General features: G+C 65.1%; 11 protein-coding genes. 5 read left to right on the forward strand and 6 right to left on the reverse strand.

Translation table 11 applies throughout. The features are described from left to right. Positions 1-311: 311 nt before the first annotated feature. The 5 genes from PSRA_RS03595 to PSRA_RS03615 all read left to right on the forward strand — a co-directional run bounded on the left by PSRA_RS03595 (position 312) and on the right by PSRA_RS03615 (position 6475). Positions 312-2231 carry an acetolactate synthase large subunit gene (locus PSRA_RS03595; RefSeq protein WP_094660535.1) on the forward strand — a complete coding sequence of 640 codons (1920 nt, stop codon included), beginning with the start codon at positions 312-314 and terminating at the stop codon, positions 2229-2231. A 45-nt stretch (positions 2232-2276) separates the two neighbouring features. Further along, positions 2277-2831, forward strand: a complete 555-nt coding sequence (gene ilvN, locus PSRA_RS03600) for an acetolactate synthase small subunit (protein WP_094660536.1) — start codon at positions 2277-2279, stop codon at positions 2829-2831. A gap of 695 nt (positions 2832-3526) precedes the next feature. Continuing rightward, the gene (locus tag PSRA_RS03605) at positions 3527-4693 is read left to right on the forward strand and encodes a hypothetical protein (RefSeq protein ID WP_094660537.1); all 1167 of its coding nucleotides are present in this window, start codon (positions 3527-3529) and stop codon (positions 4691-4693) included. An 85-nt stretch (positions 4694-4778) separates the two neighbouring features. Beyond that, a complete protein-coding gene (locus tag PSRA_RS03610) occupies positions 4779-6017 on the forward strand; it encodes a hypothetical protein (RefSeq protein WP_094660538.1) in 1239 nt (412 codons plus the stop codon). A gap of 224 nt (positions 6018-6241) precedes the next feature. Beyond that, the gene (locus PSRA_RS03615; RefSeq protein WP_094660539.1) at positions 6242-6475 is read left to right on the forward strand and encodes a hypothetical protein; all 234 of its coding nucleotides are present in this window, start codon (positions 6242-6244) and stop codon (positions 6473-6475) included. Between the two features lie 175 nt (positions 6476-6650). Here PSRA_RS03615 and PSRA_RS03620 read toward each other — a convergent pair whose 3' ends face one another. The 6 genes from PSRA_RS03620 to PSRA_RS03645 form a co-directional block, all read right to left on the reverse strand. Continuing rightward, positions 6651-7697, reverse strand: coding sequence for a hypothetical protein (locus PSRA_RS03620; protein WP_143516316.1), 1047 nt, complete (start codon positions 7695-7697; stop codon positions 6651-6653). Positions 7698-7789: 92 nt separating this feature from the next. Beyond that, a complete protein-coding gene (locus PSRA_RS03625; protein WP_158216308.1) occupies positions 7790-8896 on the reverse strand; it encodes an iron-containing alcohol dehydrogenase family protein in 1107 nt (368 codons plus the stop codon). Positions 8897-9177: 281 nt separating this feature from the next. Continuing rightward, entirely contained in the window at positions 9178-10239 is a 1062-nt protein-coding gene (locus PSRA_RS03630; RefSeq protein WP_158216309.1) for a DUF1684 domain-containing protein, read from the reverse strand. Between the two features lie 244 nt (positions 10240-10483). Then, positions 10484-11509: a class C sortase gene (locus tag PSRA_RS03635; protein WP_158216310.1), complete on the reverse strand. Its 1026-nt coding sequence runs from the start codon at positions 11507-11509 to the stop codon at positions 10484-10486. A 220-nt stretch (positions 11510-11729) separates the two neighbouring features. Further along, positions 11730-13544, reverse strand: coding sequence for an isopeptide-forming domain-containing fimbrial protein (locus PSRA_RS03640; protein WP_158216311.1), 1815 nt, complete (start codon positions 13542-13544; stop codon positions 11730-11732). Between the two features lie 187 nt (positions 13545-13731). Further along, complete coding sequence (locus PSRA_RS03645) at positions 13732-16380, reverse strand: Spy0128 family protein (protein WP_245834879.1); 2649 nt, start codon at positions 16378-16380, stop codon at positions 13732-13734. Between the last annotated feature and the right edge of the window lie 88 nt (positions 16381-16468).

Below are 16468 nucleotides of genomic sequence, written 5' to 3' on the forward strand. Positions count from 1 at the left end.
GCGGCGGCATCGCGGCGGTGCGCATATGGCCGAATCGTCGCACGAAACCTCCGCGAAACGCTAGTATGTTCAATACACACATCCGTCACGAACGGATACCGGCGATACCGGCGGCCGATGACCACGACGAAATCGGACGCCCCCGCCGGCTTCGTGCCACGCACGCGACGCACCACAGCAGCCGTCGTCCCGCGGCACGGCCGCTCCATGCGCCGAAGGGGTTCCGTCAGAGCGCCACGCCCGTGCCACACGCACCGGCGGCGTATCCGACCCGCTCCCCCGCGCATCCATTCATGATTTGAGAGGACGACATGGCTAGGCCCACTCCATTGCAGGCATTCAGCGGAGTCCCGAAGGGAACCGCACAGAACGACGATGCGCCGACCACCGGCGAGAAGATGACGGGCGCGCAGGCGCTGGTCCGCGCGCTGGAGGATCTGGGCGTCAAGGATGTCTTCGGCATTCCCGGCGGCGCGATCCTGCCTGTCTATGACGCCATCAAGGACGATACGAAGTTCCGTTTCGTGCTCACCCGCCACGAACAGGCCGCGGGCCACGCCGCCGAGGGATACGCCGTCGCCACCGGGCGCTGCGGCGTGTGCATCGTGACCTCCGGCCCCGCCGCCACGAACCTCGTGACCGCCATCGCCGACGCGAACATGGACTCGATTCCGATGATCGCCATCACCGGCCAGGTCGGCGTGAACGCCATCGGCACCGACGCCTTCCAGGAAGCCGATACCGTCGGCATCACCTACCCGGTCACCAAGCACTCCTACCTCGTCACGCGCGCACAGGACGTGCCGCGCGTCGTGGCCGAGGCCTATTACATCGCCACCACCGGCCGCCCCGGCCCCGTGGTGATCGACCTGTCGAAAACCGCGCAGACCGGCGAGATGTACTACACATGGCCGCAGCGCCTCATGCTGCCCGGCTACGCCCCCACCACCAAGGCGCACGGCCGAGTGCTCGAGAACGCCGCCAAGCTGTTCTCGCAGTCCTTCCGCCCCGTGCTGTACGTCGGCGGCGGCGCCATGCGCTCCCACGCCTCCAAGCAGGTCAAGGAACTCGCCGAGATCACGGGCGCGCCGGTCGTCACCACGCTCAACGCGCGCGGCATCATCCCCGACTCCGACCCGCATATGCTCGGCATGCTCGGCATGCACGGCACGATCGCCGCAACCGGCGCCGTGCAGCGCTGCGACCTGCTCGTCGCCATCGGCGCCCGCTTCGACGACCGCGTGACCGGCAAGCTCGCCGCCTTCGCGCCGACCGCCCGCGTCATCCATATCGACATCGACCCGGCCGAAATCGGCAAGAACCGCGCCGTCGACGTGCCCATCGTGGGCGACGTGGCCACCGTCCTGGACGACCTCATCCCCGCCATCCGCGAGTCGCAGGCGCAGAACGGCACGCACGACCTCAAGCCGTGGTGGGACGCGCTCACCAAGCTGCGCACCGAGTACCCCACCAGCTACGACCGCCCCGAAGACCAGCCGACCGACGGCACGCTGTCGCCGCAGTGGGTCGTGTCGCAGCTGAGCAAGGCCGCCGACCCCAACACCATCTGGGTGTCCGGCGTGGGCCAGCACCAGATGTGGGCGAGCCAGCTCATCGACTTCGAGAAGCCGAATTCCTGGATCTCCTCCGGCGGCTCCGGCACCATGGGCTACGGCCTGCCCGCCGCCCTCGGCGCCATGGTCGGCTCGCAGCGCGACTTCGACGGCAAGCACCCCGTGTGGCTCGTCGACGGCGACGGCAGCTTCCAGATGACGAGCGAGGAGCTGGCCGCGGCGACGCTCGACGGCACGCCGCTCAAGATCGCCATCCTCAACAACTCCGTGTACGGCATGGTGCGCCAGTGGCAGACGCTGTTCTTCAACCAGCACTACTCCGCCACGATTCTGCACGACGGCGAGCCGGACGCCGATGAGACGCCGGGCAAGTCCGGATACGTGAACATCCCCGACTTCGTCAAGCTCGCCGAGGCCTACGGCTGCCTCGGCCTGCGCGCCACCACCAAGGAGGAGGCGCTCGCCGCCATCAAGACCGCGAACGAGACGAACGACCGCACGGTGCTTATCGACTTCCGCGTGTGGCAGGACGCCATGGTGTGGCCGATGGTCCCGGCCGGTGCGTCCAACGATTCCGTGGCCTACCGCCAGGGCATCCATCCGCTCGACAACTCCGAGGCCGCCGCGAAGGCGACGCTGTCGCCCGAGGGATTCTGAGTCAGTCCAGCTAGTGAGTCTTGAGTCTTACGAGGAGAATTTGACATGGCAGCTTATCCTGCATCGCAACCCGGCGCCCAGCGCCACACCCTCTCCGTGCTTGTGGAGAACCGTCCGGGCGTGCTCGCCCGCGTGTCCGGCCTGTTCGCCCGCCGGTCTTTCAACATCGACTCCCTGACCGTGTCGCCGACGGAGCGCCCCGAAATCTCGCGCATCACCGTCACCGCACGCGTGGAGCAGGCTCCGCTCGAGCAGATCATCAAGCAGCTCAACAAGCTGCTGCATGTGCTTAAGATCGTGGAGCTCGACCCCTCCACCACCGTCGAGCGCGAACTCGTGCTCATCAAGGTGGCGGCCGACGTGTCGAACCGTTCCGATGTGCTCGAGCTCGTGCGCATGTTCCGCGCGCATGTGGTGGATGTGAACACCGAGGCGCTCACGATCGAAGCCACCGGCTCGCAGGGCAAGATCGACGCCCTCATGGACCTGCTCCAGCATTACGGCGTGATCGAGCTCGTGCGCTCCGGCGCCGTGGCCGTGACGCGCGGATCCAAGGCGCTGAGCGAGAAAGTGATCGGCTCGGAGATCTCCGACCGCTGAGTCTGGTATAGGGCCGGCTCGCGGGCCGGCAAACGATTCCAAGGGCTCCGCACCATTATTTGGTGCGGAGCCCTTTGCTATTCCCCCTCAGTCAGCTCGTTTCTAACCGCCACCGAAGGCGCACCATCGTGCACCCTCGACCCGCATTACCCTATCCCCACGGCCCTTCCCGCACACTAACCGCCGCCCAAGGTGCACCATCGTGCACCCTCGACCCGCATTACCCCGCCCAACACCACCCCACAACACCCCAACCCCCGCCCAGGGTGCACAATCATGCACCCTCGACCGCCATAACACGCTCCGCGCCTCGGCGAGAACCGGCGATTTTGGCTTAAATACTGGTCATTTGGAGGGTTTGAAAAATGGATTTACACTAGGGGCATCAAGTTCTTTACCAGAGGGGACTTCCAAGGCCGGCGCCATCGGAGGCGCGGGCCATAACGAAAGAACAACAGAACAATCAACAAAGGCAGCGCACGAACGCGCCGCATGGGGATTCCGATTCACAACGATTCGCAACGATTCGCACAGCGGAGCCATTGGTTCCGAAGGGTCGCCGACGGTTTGGCCACCCGGACCTTGGGGACCGGTGTTTTCGCCAACGGATCGACCGCGCTCTCCGAGGCCCCGCGGCGAACGCGTTCGAGCGCACGACAGGCACGGTGCAAGGCATCGTGCGGAAAGGGAGACATATGAACAAGCCCAACGATTCGTCGAATGACGATTCGGCGGAGGACGCCGTGCCCGACCAGGAGACAACCGCCGACACGGCTTCGGACACCACGTCGGCGCCCGGCGATGCATCGGGCACAGGCAACGGCTCCGACGCCTCCGGCACCCCGGCCGCTGTGAGCGACGGGCGGTCCGGCGAATTCGTCGAGACGCCTGTCTCCGCCATCGCCGCCGCGCAGCGCGAGCGCCGCCACGGCATCACGCCCGAGGAAGGGGAGGATTGGATCAACCAGAGCGTCTCCGTCGACGACGAGGACGACGATGACGAGGACGAGAACGACGAGGACTTCGCGGATACCCCCGCCACTACCGCCGCTGCCATCGATTCCACCGACCCCGCGCAAAGCCATCAGTTCGGCCATCGTCATATCCGCACCATGGACGACCTTCGCGCGGCCATCGACATCATGCACTGCGACGAGTGGGACGAATCCGACGGCCCGCGCCTCGAGGCGTTCTGGATCGACAGCGGCGGCGAAAGGATTGACGACGCACTGAGCAACGGAAAGCTCAACGGCATGCCGTTCTACGATTACCCGCTGATCCGAAGCCGCATCGACGACTACGTGTACTGCTCAACGCGACGGTTCCGGCGTGCGTCGAACAACGAGCCAAATTTTTACAATGCAGGCGATTTCGTCAACCGCCTCGCCGTCAGCACGCCGACCGCGGGCGACCCCGCGGTTTCCGAAGGAGGAGTCAGCTGGGGAAGTTCGTCGCATTGCATGTTCCGATCGATTCTCGACGAAACGAATCTCCTGCTCACTGAGCCGACACCCGGCCGCACAGCACCCGACTGCCTGGTGCTGTGCGAGAGGGAATCCGGCCTTGCCATGCCCGTGCCTACCGGCATGACGCTGGAATGGCGCATCTTCCCCTCCGACGGCATGCCCGGCGGCACGCTCGACATCCGCACCTACTGTCTGCCGCGCTGGGGCGCGTCCAACCCCGCGTACACCGACATGACGCGCGACGTCGACCAGATGACGCTGTGCCGCGAGGCGGTGGCGACGGAACGATTCCTCGTCGCGCTGCTGACATCCGCCGCGTCGCAGGCGGGCGGCCCGCCCCAGGCATACGACGACTACCGCCAGGAGATCAAGCGGATCCGCGAGGAGCACGCCTGATTCGCGCATCGCGTATCCGTCTTCACAGTCCCATTCTCACGGTCCCATTCTCACAGTCCCGTCTTCACCGCGTAAGGAGCGCATCATGGCAACAGCATTTTCCACAATCCCCATCGTCGACACCACATCCATCACCGACGCCGCGGCCGCGCCGACCGCAGCGCCGTCCACCACAGCCACATCCACCTCCGCCGCATCCCCGGCGACCCCCACCGCCTCCACCGGCGTGTCCATCGTGGAGACCACCGCCACGCCGGATTTCGACGACATCGACCTGCCGCCGCTCGATGATGACGACGGCGGCAGCCACGGCTGCGAATGGGAATTCGATAACTGCTACGAGGAAGGCACCTATTCGCTGGCCCCCTATCTCGACACCGCCACCGGTCAGCCGGAGCAATACCGCCTGTGCCTGCGGCATTACGTCGTGTGGCTCGAGCGCATCGCGGATATCCTCGGGCAGTCGATCTGCCGGAGGGAGCACGTCCCCCAGAGCGTCCTGCAGGAACAGGTGCTGGACGCGATCAAGGACTGGAAGCACCCGGCCGGGGCGCCGCTCGAGGAAGTCCCGTTCCCCACCGTGCTGTACAGGCGCTACGGGAACCGGACGGTGGACATCAACCCCTATTGCTCGGAAATGATCGACGGTGGCGCCGCGGAGGCCGGCACCGCATCTGCCGATGCCGCGGAGGCCGGCGCCGCTCCCGCTGGCGCTGACACCGACGTCGAGGCCACCGATGCCACCGATGCCAACTCCGACACCAGCACCAGCTCCGACACCACCGACGCCACTGCCACATCCTTCGATGACCTGGAAACCGTGAATCCGAACCGCCGGATGGGTTACAACGAAGCCGTTTTCGCCGCCGTGACGCGCAAAATCGACGAATTCACCGCACGGCGTGGCATCACGGTGACGGCGTCCGCGCATTTCGACACGCACACCCGCACGCGGAATCTGCGCTGGTACTCGTCTCTGTACGAGCTCATCCAGTCCGCGGTGCTGGAGGGGACGCATTCCACCAAACAGGCGCTGGAAGCAATCGAGGCGTTGGACATCGATGCGATGGTCAATGCCATCGCCGATGCGCGGGACGACTCGTTGCGCCAGTCCCCCATTCCCGGCGGCACCGACGAACTGATGCGATACATCAAACACGAGGTATGGCGTCTGGAGAAGGAGAAGCGTCAACGCGCCCGGGCGGAGAGGGAGATGCAGGACGCCGCTTCCGGCGAGGATGCCGATGATGACAGTACCGTTTCCGGCGACGCCGGTGCTTCCGACAGCGATGGCGCTTCCGGCAACGCTGATGGCGACGCCTAGACCGCGTCAGCGTATTCTGACGGGAGGCCGCGGTGCAAGACGCCATAACGAAAACCGATGGCGAAACGCCCGGCAGGTCCATGCCTTCGGGCGGAGGCTGTGCCATACTTGAACATAGCGTCCGCCATTGCGGTACCATGCTGCCCCGCGGCTCTGCGCGTTCCGTCCATCTCACCCATCCTGGAACGCGACGCGGGAACCGTCTGTACGAGAAGGGATTCCATATGCTGTCAGACGACAACCAGACGCGAGTCAAGGCCTATCTCTCGGAGCTCGCCCATTACGGGCTCATCCAGTCCGGCACCGCCTACACCGCGCTGACCATCGACGAGATCAACCACCTTGCCGACGCCCTGCGCTCCGGCAAGGAGAACGTCGACTCCATGAAGGTGGCCGACCTCATCAACAAGCGCGTCCAGGCGGCGAAGACGAATCCGACGGAATCCTTCGTGGAATAGGCGCGCTTCTCCTTCCCATCGCCCGTCGCCGCGTTACATCCGCGCCGGTGCCGCAAGCCGTGCTTGCCTGGCAGCTAGCCTGACACTGACACTTTTCGCTGGAATGCTTCGTTTCTCGGCTACAAACCAGTCGGTTCCCGCGCCATTCCAGCGAAAAACGTCGGCATTCCCAACATTAAAACAGCATGGACCGGCCGTAATAGTCCTCGTTCCCCAGCTTCTCCAGCCGCTCGCGCCGCTTCAGCTCGGCTCCGAAAACACGCGGCACACCAATAAGACTGAGTTTCCGGCGCAATTCCTGCGGATGCCGCACATCGCCCATATGAAACCGCACGACGAGAACACCCAGGGAATTCAGCGCCGTCTCCCGGTCCTTCTCACGCACCAGCACCTCCTCCACATCCCGCCCATTGCGCATGGCCTCGTCCTTGTATTTGCGCATACCATCGAGCTCGCCCGCAATCAACAAGCCTTTCTTCACACGCCACAGAAAATCTGGGCGGATCTCACGGTGCGTCAGAGGGTTGACGAACGGAACCTGAATCTCGGGGTCGACAAAGCCCAGCTGGAGAATCGCTGCATGCGCCTTGGACTCGCCACCGTTCTCGCAATGCCCATTTGCATAACGCCACACAAGCCGCGCGGCGCGGATTCCCTTGTATGGCCCGGAGAATGACTCCAGGTACTCCTGCATGCGCCCGGGTGACGTCAGGTCACGTCTGTACGCCATCTCCCAGATGGGAAGCGAGTCGCAAAAGCGCAGATCCCGAGCACAGTCCAGCAGCACCCGTTCGACGCTTGGCACGTGCACCCCGTCGATTTCCACGCACCCATGCGAATCCCCGATCGACTCATGCCTCTGCACCGCGTCGCCGCCGCTCCTCATCGACACGCCACGGGGCACCAGGACATGAACCTTGCGTTGCAGCGATACGTCATCCGTGAGCCCAAGCATCCACGCCGCGCTGAGCGAACACAACGTGCACCGGGGATTTTTCAGGGCAACGGAGCGCAGAATCACCGTAATGCGCTGTTCAATGCCGAGTTTCCGCCATTCTTCGGCGATCGCATACATATGCGGCAGCGGGGTGACGAGCCGTCCCGCAAGCATGTTGCGCCGAAGATAACTCCTTTCGGAGTTATCTTCGGCCCATGCAAGGGTCTGCCGCTCCTCGGCACGGACCAGCGCCCTATGCAGCATCACTTTCCCCGCTTCTTGCATGGAGACGCAACACTTTTCGCTGGAATACGCCGTTTTTTACCCCAAAAACAGCCTACATTTGCAGCGTTCCAGCGAAAAGTGTCGCGGCCACCCTACCGAGAAGCCTTGGAAGCCCTGGCATCGACGGCGCGGATGCAATCCACCACCTTCTGCTCGGTGATATCATGCACGGCTCCGCGGAAGAAGGACTCGGGCCCGCCCGCGATCACGGCCACCTTCCACAGGTTCTCGTCGGTCGGTTCGGCGCCCACCTCGGCGAAGGTGCACGGCAGCCCGATCTCGCGGTAGATCGGCAGGAGACGGTCGAACTCGTCCCACTCGTTCTGCGCGGCGAGCTGCACGAGAATGCCGTACGCCACCTTCTGCCCGTGCGTCGACACATGTGTCTCCGGGCACGCGGTCAGGCCGTTATGCACGGCGTGCGCGCCGGACACGCGGCCGTTCGTGCCGGCGAATCCTCCCACGCACGAGGCAATATGCACAATCACGTCCACCATATGCCCGAGCTTCTCGTCCGCCACGCCATTGCGCACGGAGGCGAGCGCCTCGCCGCTCTCGCGCACAAGGAAGTCGCGCGTCACCTTCGCGGCGGCCAGGCCCAGCGCGTCGGCGGGCTCCGGGTCGGTCAGATGCCTCTGAATGCCCTCGGCCTCGTACCACTTGGCGAGCGTGTCGCCGATGCCGCCCACGAGGTAGCGCTCGGGCGCGGCCGCGATGATCGTCGGATCGGCGACGACGAGCTCGGCGCCGTGGCGCAGCGGCATGCCGGCGATGCGCTTGCCGTTCTCGTCATACACAATGACGACGGACGAGGACGCGGCGCAGGTGGCGGCGATGGTGGGGACGGTGACGATCGGCAGGTTCATGTTGTGGTGCACGCCCTTGGCGGTGTCGAGCAGGCGTCCGCCTCCGATGGCGACAATGACGTCGGCCTCCGCGTCGAGCACCTTCTCGGTCAGCTCGTCCATATTGCGGTAGGTGACGGTGCCGTCATAATGCAGCACCTCGGTTCCGTCGGGCAGGGTGCCGCCCGCCTCCTGGAAGGCCTCCCACGATGCCTCGCCGGTGATGACGCACGGCTGGCGGTAATCCTTGGCGATGTATTCTGCAAGGTGCTTGACCGCGCCATTCGCGCGAATGTACTGGTGCGCGCCCGGCCTGACATCCATGGTGACGGCGCTTGCCTCGGTTGTAGCCATGATTCTCCTTTTATGCCTTGTGTACGTACACGCGGAGATCCCCGAATCATCCACGATCCGGCTCCATGGAATCCACGCGTTACGTCCCATCGTACCAAGCCATACCTTGTGCGCCGCTGAATGACCCATATCGCCACGGCGTGTCCGGCCAATGTGCCCGGGCGGACGCCGACGGGGCGGGGCGCCCCGCACGCCCCCGCGCCCCGCACGCCCCCGCGAAGGAAGACGACGGAGGCAGAGGCGCCGGGGTACGCTCACACCACCATCCGCCTTATCTCGTTCTACGCCTCCTGCGCCTCGAAAGGCGTGCGCTCGCCCGCGGTGACGTGGAACGGCAGACGATTCTCGCGCCGCGGCACGGGGCAGGTGCAGTACGGAGTGAAGGCGCACGGGAAGTTGTAGGCGCGGTTGAAGTCGATCCGGTCGATGGCGCAGGCGGCCGCCTGCCCGAATTCGAGGATGCGGCCGTTGCCGTAGGTCTCGTGCCCGCTTGTGGCGTCGGCGAAGAACACAGTGGGCGTGCCGTGGTCATCGACCACCTCCAGCGAATACCCGGCGCCCCGGTACTCGAAGTCCACGGTGCCGATAACCGGCAGCAGCTGGAACACGGATGGTTCCACGGATTCCTGGCGCGTGACCCGCGCCTTATCGCACGGAGTGAAATGCGCAGGCAGCACCCAGTCGGGGTTGGGCCGGTAATGCGGCACGCCGAAGAAACGGCGGCGCGTGATGGAATGCGGGTTCTTCAGGCGCAGCCAGAAGCGGGGCGCGCCGCCGATGAACGCGCCCGGCAGCGAGCGCACCTCGACGCGCAGGTCGCCGTAGTCGAAGTCGGCGAGGTCGTTCTCGCCTTTGTTGCGCGCGGTGAACGACATCGGCCGCGCCACGGTACGCCCGGCGTTCATCACCAAATGGTGCGCGTCGGGTTCATACACGATGGTGTCGTCCTGCGCATGCCAGGTTCCGGGGAACAACGGGACCTCTGCGCTGTCTCCCGAGGACAGCCATGTGAGGGCGACGGGAGACAGATAGCCGTGCGGCGAGGCCAGCGCATCGATGTGCGCGGCATGCCAGACGTACCAGCTCTGCTCGAAGGAGTCTGCCGGTTCGGCGGAAGAGAAGGCCACGGAGGCCGCCGAGGCCTTGCGTTCCGCCGCTCCCTTGCGCGAATGCGAGCCGTCATGCCTGCCAGCGACGGCGGCGAATAGAGAGGCGGTGCGCGCCTCGGTGCTGCTGGACGCGTCGGCGGTGTCCGACGTGGGCGATGGCGCGGCGTCGTTGCCGTGCGCGACGCCCGACGATAGATGGTCATCCGGCTGGCCGGAATCCTGAAAAGCTTCCACGATTGTCCTTTCGGGATGTTTCGCATATGACGGCGGAGCCCCGACGACGCGGCCCGTGTTATCAGACGACGAACATGCGCCCGGCGCGTGATGTCTGCGGATACCCCTTCGATGGATGACCCCCGGTGATACGCCTATCATAGGATTCCTCCGACGACGACACATCCTTGTTGCCATTGTATACGACGATGACGCGTCATCGGCGGCATGTGGCACCGGATAGTTCAGCGTGTCGCGCCGCGCATCACGTCTCGCGCCAATGGCGCCGCGGATACCAACGCCCGCGCCGCACCTCAACCAGCAACACCGCCACCGTCACGACGCCAATCGCCGCAATCGCGACCATCAGCCCCTTGCGCTCGTCCCATACTGTCGTCGGATCGGGCGCGGCGCCCGGATACTCCACGCGGTGCCCGCTGACGAGCAGGCGCTGCGTGTTCACCCCGTACGGTGTGCAGGTCATGAGCGTCAGCCGGTCCTCGCCGGGCGTGACGCGCAGAAGCGAGGTGTCGTCGGGATTGATGATCCAGATGGCGTCGACCTGATAGGCCAGCGTCTCCCCCAGCACCTCGAGGTACATCGAGTCACCCTTGCGCATCTCGTTGAGACGGGTGAACATCTCCGCGTCGGTCAGACCGCGGTGCCCCGTGATCACCGTATGCGTGGACGGGCCGCCGACGGGCAGCGACGTGCCGTACAGATGCCCGGCCCCCACGGCGAGCACACGGTCGGAGGTGCCGTGGTAAACGGGCAGGTCCACGCTGATCGACGGCACGCGCACGGTGGCCATGACGCCGTCGCCGGCGTCGAGAAGCGACAGGTAGTCGGCATAGGACGAGCCGTTGCTGGTGTCGTTCATATCGGGTGTGGGGTCGGAGGCAGCGGTGCCGGCATCTGCGGCGGAATCGGCGGACGCCGTGGCGCTTCCGACGCCGGACAGGGCGCTCGTGCTGCCGATCTGCGGCTGGCCGGAGCGCGCGAGGCGTTCGTTATACGCCTGGGCGTCGGCAAGCATCTGCTTCACGCGGTCGGTGGGCCACCGCGAGACCTCGGTCTGCGCATTGTCGGCCACGTCTGCCAGTTCCTTCGCCGATTGCATCTGAAGGAACACCGGATACAGACCGAGTATGAGCGAGGCGGCGACGAGCAGCACGATCAGCATTCGCAGCAGGCGCAGATACCGGCGCAGGCGACGCTGGCGGCGGCGATGCGGAAGGTCGACGATCAGCGAATCGAAATCCGGGGCGGCGGCACCGCCATCATTTCTCATGGTGCCGGATTCCCCGGTGCCGTCACCCCCCACAGTGTCTCCGGACCCCGCAATGTCGCCGGCCCCCACAGTGCCGCCTCGGATACCGGCGTTCTCCGGCATGCGAAGCGCCGCCCCAGTGCCTGCAACGGCATCGGGGCGGTCACTATCGGAACGCCGGATCATGTCGGCCTCTTCGCATCGGTGAACCCGGAAACGGACTCAGGTGACTTCCCGGGCCCTACTCCTCGAGTCCCTTGCGCGCACGGCGGTAGGTCACCGTCAGCGTGACCGCGATACCCGCGATGACGAGGGCGAGGAACGTGAACAACACCACGCCCGCGGCGCCGGTCAGCGGCAGCTGCGTGACGTTCTTCACGTTCTTGACCGTGATGGCGCCGTCCGGGGAGATCGTGGCGAGGCCCAGCGTGTTGTTCTTGGTCGAGCTGAGAGTGTTCGTCACGTCGCCGTTGTCGCCGATCGCATGGTCCACCGTGAAGGTGGCCAGGATCGACTGCGCGTAGCCCTTCGCCGTGTTGGTCGATGTCTCCTTGAAGGTGTAGGGGGCGGCCTGTACCTTCGGATTCGGCACCTCGTTCGCCGCCAGGCCGTTGACCGTGATCTTGCCGTTGGCATCGGTCACAAGGTTGGTGACCTTTCCTGACGGGTTGTAGTTGTACTCGCCGTCCACCACTTTGTCGCCGTCCATCACTTTGTCGAAGGTCAGCGGCTTGTTGGTGTCAGACTGCTTGGCGCTGTCGCCGCGGAACAGGTTGAAGGTGACGTCGGCCAGGGCCGTGTCAGCCCCCACACCCACCTTCGTGAACGAGATGGAACCCGTGAACACCGTGGTGTCCCACTTGTCGGTCCATCCCTGGCCATTGGCGTTGACGCGGGCGGAGTTATACGCCTTGTTCGCTGCGAGGTCTTCGGTCGTGTCGCTTGTCTTACTGGTCGCGGCGTCCGTGGACGTGGACGTGTAGGTTCCCGCCTTAACGATGTCGGCGTTAATCGTTGCCGGGTAAGCCACGCGCAGATACTTGCCGGCGAGCGCCTTCGGCGACGTGATCGTGATCGTCATCGTCGTGGTCTTGTCGGCCGCGGTGGAGACGTTCCACGAGTAGTCGGCGCCGTTGGTCAGCGTCGCGGCCGAGGCCTCGGTGTCCGAGGTGATCGCGGCATCGGCGAACATGACCTTCATAGCCGTCGGGTTGAGCGTCAGGCCGCGCGAGGCCTGGTCCATGATGACGAAAGTGTAGTCATTGTAGTTGGCGGCGTGGGGCGAGATCCGCGTATCGATCGTGTAGTACAGCGTGTCGCCGATGCTGAAGTTCGCCAGATCGTCGGCATTCGTGTGGGCGGCGTCGGAGTAGACCTCTTTATGCGGCTTGGACTGAGCCTCCTCCGCCTTGGCGTAGAAGCGGCCCAGCGTGTCGGCGATGGCGCTCTGGCCGGTTCCCTCGTCGATGAGGAACTTGGTGTAGATGGTGCCGTTCGAGGTGATGGGCGTCGCCACGATGGCGAGCTTGTCGGTGCCGCTGTCCTTGATGACGTACCATCCCTCGGGCAGCTTCGGAATCGTCAGGTCCTGGGCGGCGTCCCCTGGCACTGTCGCCGAGCCGTTGGGCGCCAGGCCCTCGGGCAAAGACAGCATGGCGGCCACCGAGGCGAGTTCGTCGCCCGTCAGCGTCGCCATGAAGGCGGCGGGGTTCTCGCCGTAGGCGTCGCTCCACTTGGCCTTCACGCTGTCGTTGCCGTACATGCAGGCGGTGTGCAGCTTGTACACCCAGCGCTGGTTGTTATCCTCGGACGGCCCGGGAACGGTTGTCACGTCCATGGACGCGATCGTGTCGGTCGAGGCGGCCTTGACATTCGAAAACGTCGCGAAGCGATACGCGCTGTACGTATGCCCCGGCTGCGCGTTGACGACGGTGATGCCGCTGGTGTCCGTGGGATCGGCAAGCGCCGGCCTCGCGGGCAGCATCGTCATGAAGGCCATTCCCACCACTGTCATCATCGCCACCAGCGCGGCGATGAGCTTACGTGTCCTGGTCATCGTAATCTCCTTATTCTCTTCCCCCGGACCGGCGGTGCCGGCCCGGTCCCATACGGGTTCGTTATCTGTTGTCTGTCGACGCCCCGCGCGGTATGCGCGGTACATGCGCCGTGCGCGCAGGCCTGCCATGGATCCGTCGGCGATGACGGGGCGACCTGCGGGGCCGATGTCATCGCACGGCTACGCATCACGGTTCTTCATCACGCTCCCTCCTTTCCGCCACCCGTTGCATGATGGCGAGCACGACGCCCAGCAGCAGCGCCATCGCGAGCATCGCCCCGATGACGATCAGTCTCTCGAGGCCCGATCGAGATCCCGTCAGGGGAAGCGCCGCCGTCACGGCATCCGTATTGGTGAAGTCGAGAACGGCGAACGATGCATCGGTGACGTTTATCTTCCACGCCACGAAGTCGTACCTTTCCTGCCCCATGTCGTCGGCCGTGCGCCAGGCCGTGAGGTCCGCCTCCAGCGTCGAGGACGCGTCATCGGTGGCTTCCACGGAGACCACCACAAGATACGACGCCTTCGAATAGCTGTAGGCGGAGGAGCCGGAACCGGCGCCGGCGACCTCGGTGACGCGGTAGCGGTAGAGCCCTGGCACGGAGAACGCGATGCGTCCGAAGGTTCCGGTCACGCTTGCCCCGGGACCCGACGATGCATCCTTCGCCACCGTGATCTGGCACGGGTTCGCGGACGTGGCTCCCGAGCAGGACGACGGCATCGGGTTGCCGTATGCCTCGTCCACACCATCATCGGACGCGACGGGCACGAGACGCAGCACGAAGGCATCGCCGGCCGCCCATCCCTTGTCTCCGCTCACGGTGACGCGCACCGTCGGGAAGTTGGTGATGGAAACCGCCTTCGCACGATTCGTCACCACCACCGACAGAGCGTCGCCCGCGGCGAGGGACGGGGCGCGTTTCGCTGTGCCCGTCACTCCCCCGTCGGCAGGCGTGGAGGCGGCGCCGTCAAGGGCGCCGCCGGCCATCACATAGGTCGGGGCGAGGTAGCTTCCGTCATTGAAAGCGCTTCCGTCGGAGTTGACCTCGCGCACGGTGACGCCGTTCCCTCCAACGATGCGGTGGATCAGCGCCTTCTGACCCACACCGAGCGTCACAAGCCCGTTCGTCGTCGTAAGACTCTGCGTGGAGCCGTCGGGCAGCACGAGGTCATAGGAGCCGGAAAACGGAGTCGCCCCGATGAGGGCGAGTAGGGTGAACTGCGCATCGGACGGGCAGTCGATGCATTTCTTCTCCAGCGTCGCGTCGAACACATTCGCCGAAATGACGGCATTGTCGACCTGCAGATGGGAGACATCATCGACCACATAGGTCGGCGTCGTCAACCCCAGCGCATCGCGCGTCAGAGACCTGCCTTGCACCGTGGTGGAATACGCGGCGCTCCAGTCACCCAGCTCCGTGACGTAATACTTGCTCGTCACATGGATGGTCTCGCCGGGCGGGGCGGTCAGGCGCGCAGTCTGGCCGCCCGCCAGCCAGATGGTTCCGTCCGCGGCACTCACGCCGCTCGACACCGTGGCCCCCGATGCGTCGATGACGTCATAGGAACCGGTGAAGCGTTCGAAAGCCGTGGAAACATCGGGGTCGTAGTTGATGAACGCGGCGAAGCCGAACCGCGTCTCGTCCACCGGCACGGCATCGCCGAACGTCACCTTCTTGGCGATTTCAAGGGTTCCGCTCGGCAGCGTCGGCATGTTGAAGCGCATGAAGCAGTTCGAACCGCCTCTGCCGCGCTCCAGGTAGAACAGCGACAGCGTGTGCTTCTTGTACGGCGTGGGATCCCACGTCTTGCCCACCCGGGAGAACGCCTCCCAAAGCGTCGTCGCATGCGAGACGGCCCACCAGTCCGCATCGGGCTGGTCGTAGGTGATGGCGCCCGTCGTGAAATCGATGGTGCCGCCGCGACGCTCGGAGCTGCTACCGCCGCGGATGCCGCCCATGTCGAGCGCAAGCACGCCATCCACGAAAACCCACACGTCATCATCGCCGGAGAAGTCGAAGATCATGTCCTCGCCGTCGGTCTTGCCTCCGTCGGGCATATAGAATCCGCCCGACATGGACATGCCGCGCGCTTGGTAAGAGGAGTGGGGCGCTACGTTGTCGAGAGGAGTGAACTCCCGCACACGGCTCGAACCGCCGGCCGGGATATCCGTCAGCGTCATGCGCTGGGTCGAGGGGTCGTACCTCGCGTCCTGCGTACCGCTGTCGAACCGATAGTAGCCGTCCGTGCCGCGCTTGAGAAAACCGCCGGCCACCGGATAGGAGGTGACTGCCACGTCGCTGGCGCCGCCGAATAGGTAGGCCAGGCTTTCGGTGCTGCCTGTGACGTCCGGGTCCAGCGTCGGATACCCGTCGGAACCGAGTGCGTTCTCGACGATGCCCGCATACACGGGTCCTCCGGTTGCACAGTTCCAGTCGTAGTCCCGCCCGGACGAATGGTCGAGGCAGTCGGTGTCCGTTATGACACCGTTCCACTGCTTGTCCGTACCGGAGTGGTCGCCGAACAGCAAGGCATGGCCGTTGTCATTGATGGATGGCTTGGTCAGGCTGTATCCCCATCCCCACCCCCGTCGGTAGCTGCGCTGGTCTGAATAGTCGAACAGCGTTATCGCCATGCCATTGTCGGAGGCATCGACGGAGGAGTCGGCCGCATACGCCGGGTGCACGCCCATGGGCGAGACGGCGACGAGCGGGATGCAGACGAAAAGCGTCACGACGATAGCCGCGACGATCTTGCGGGCGCAGACAGCGACGGAGGCACGGCGGGCTACGCCGGACGCACCAGACGTATCGTGCACGCCGGGCACACCGGACATGCCAGGCACACGTCGGGGCACATCCCGAAGGCGCGGTGCTTCCGCGCCACGAGTGAATCGTTCCAGTCGAACCATGGAAGCCACCTCC

The sequence above is a fragment of the Pseudoscardovia radai genome (genome assembly GCF_002259605.1).
In the GTDB taxonomy this organism is placed as follows: Bacteria; Actinomycetota; Actinomycetes; order Actinomycetales; family Bifidobacteriaceae; genus Pseudoscardovia; species Pseudoscardovia radai.

Bases quoted from the DNA above. Each gene is read 5' to 3' on its own strand.
- PSRA_RS03595 (WP_094660535.1), top strand. From the start codon at position 312: ATGGCTAGGCCCACTCCATTGCAGGCATTCAGCGGAGTCCCGAAGGGA.
- ilvN (WP_094660536.1), top strand. From the start codon at position 2,277: ATGGCAGCTTATCCTGCATCGCAACCCGGCGCCCAGCGCCACACCCTC.
- PSRA_RS03605 (WP_094660537.1), top strand. From the start codon at position 3,527: ATGAACAAGCCCAACGATTCGTCGAATGACGATTCGGCGGAGGACGCC.
- PSRA_RS03610 (WP_094660538.1), top strand. From the start codon at position 4,779: ATGGCAACAGCATTTTCCACAATCCCCATCGTCGACACCACATCCATC.
- PSRA_RS03615 (WP_094660539.1), top strand. From the start codon at position 6,242: ATGCTGTCAGACGACAACCAGACGCGAGTCAAGGCCTATCTCTCGGAG.
- PSRA_RS03620 (WP_143516316.1), bottom strand. From the start codon at position 7,697: ATGCAAGAAGCGGGGAAAGTGATGCTGCATAGGGCGCTGGTCCGTGCC.
- PSRA_RS03625 (WP_158216308.1), bottom strand. From the start codon at position 8,896: ATGGCTACAACCGAGGCAAGCGCCGTCACCATGGATGTCAGGCCGGGC.
- PSRA_RS03635 (WP_158216310.1), bottom strand. From the start codon at position 11,509: ATGAGAAATGATGGCGGTGCCGCCGCCCCGGATTTCGATTCGCTGATC.
- PSRA_RS03640 (WP_158216311.1), bottom strand. From the start codon at position 13,544: ATGACCAGGACACGTAAGCTCATCGCCGCGCTGGTGGCGATGATGACA.
- PSRA_RS03645 (WP_245834879.1), bottom strand. From the start codon at position 16,380: ATGTCCGGTGTGCCCGGCGTGCACGATACGTCTGGTGCGTCCGGCGTA.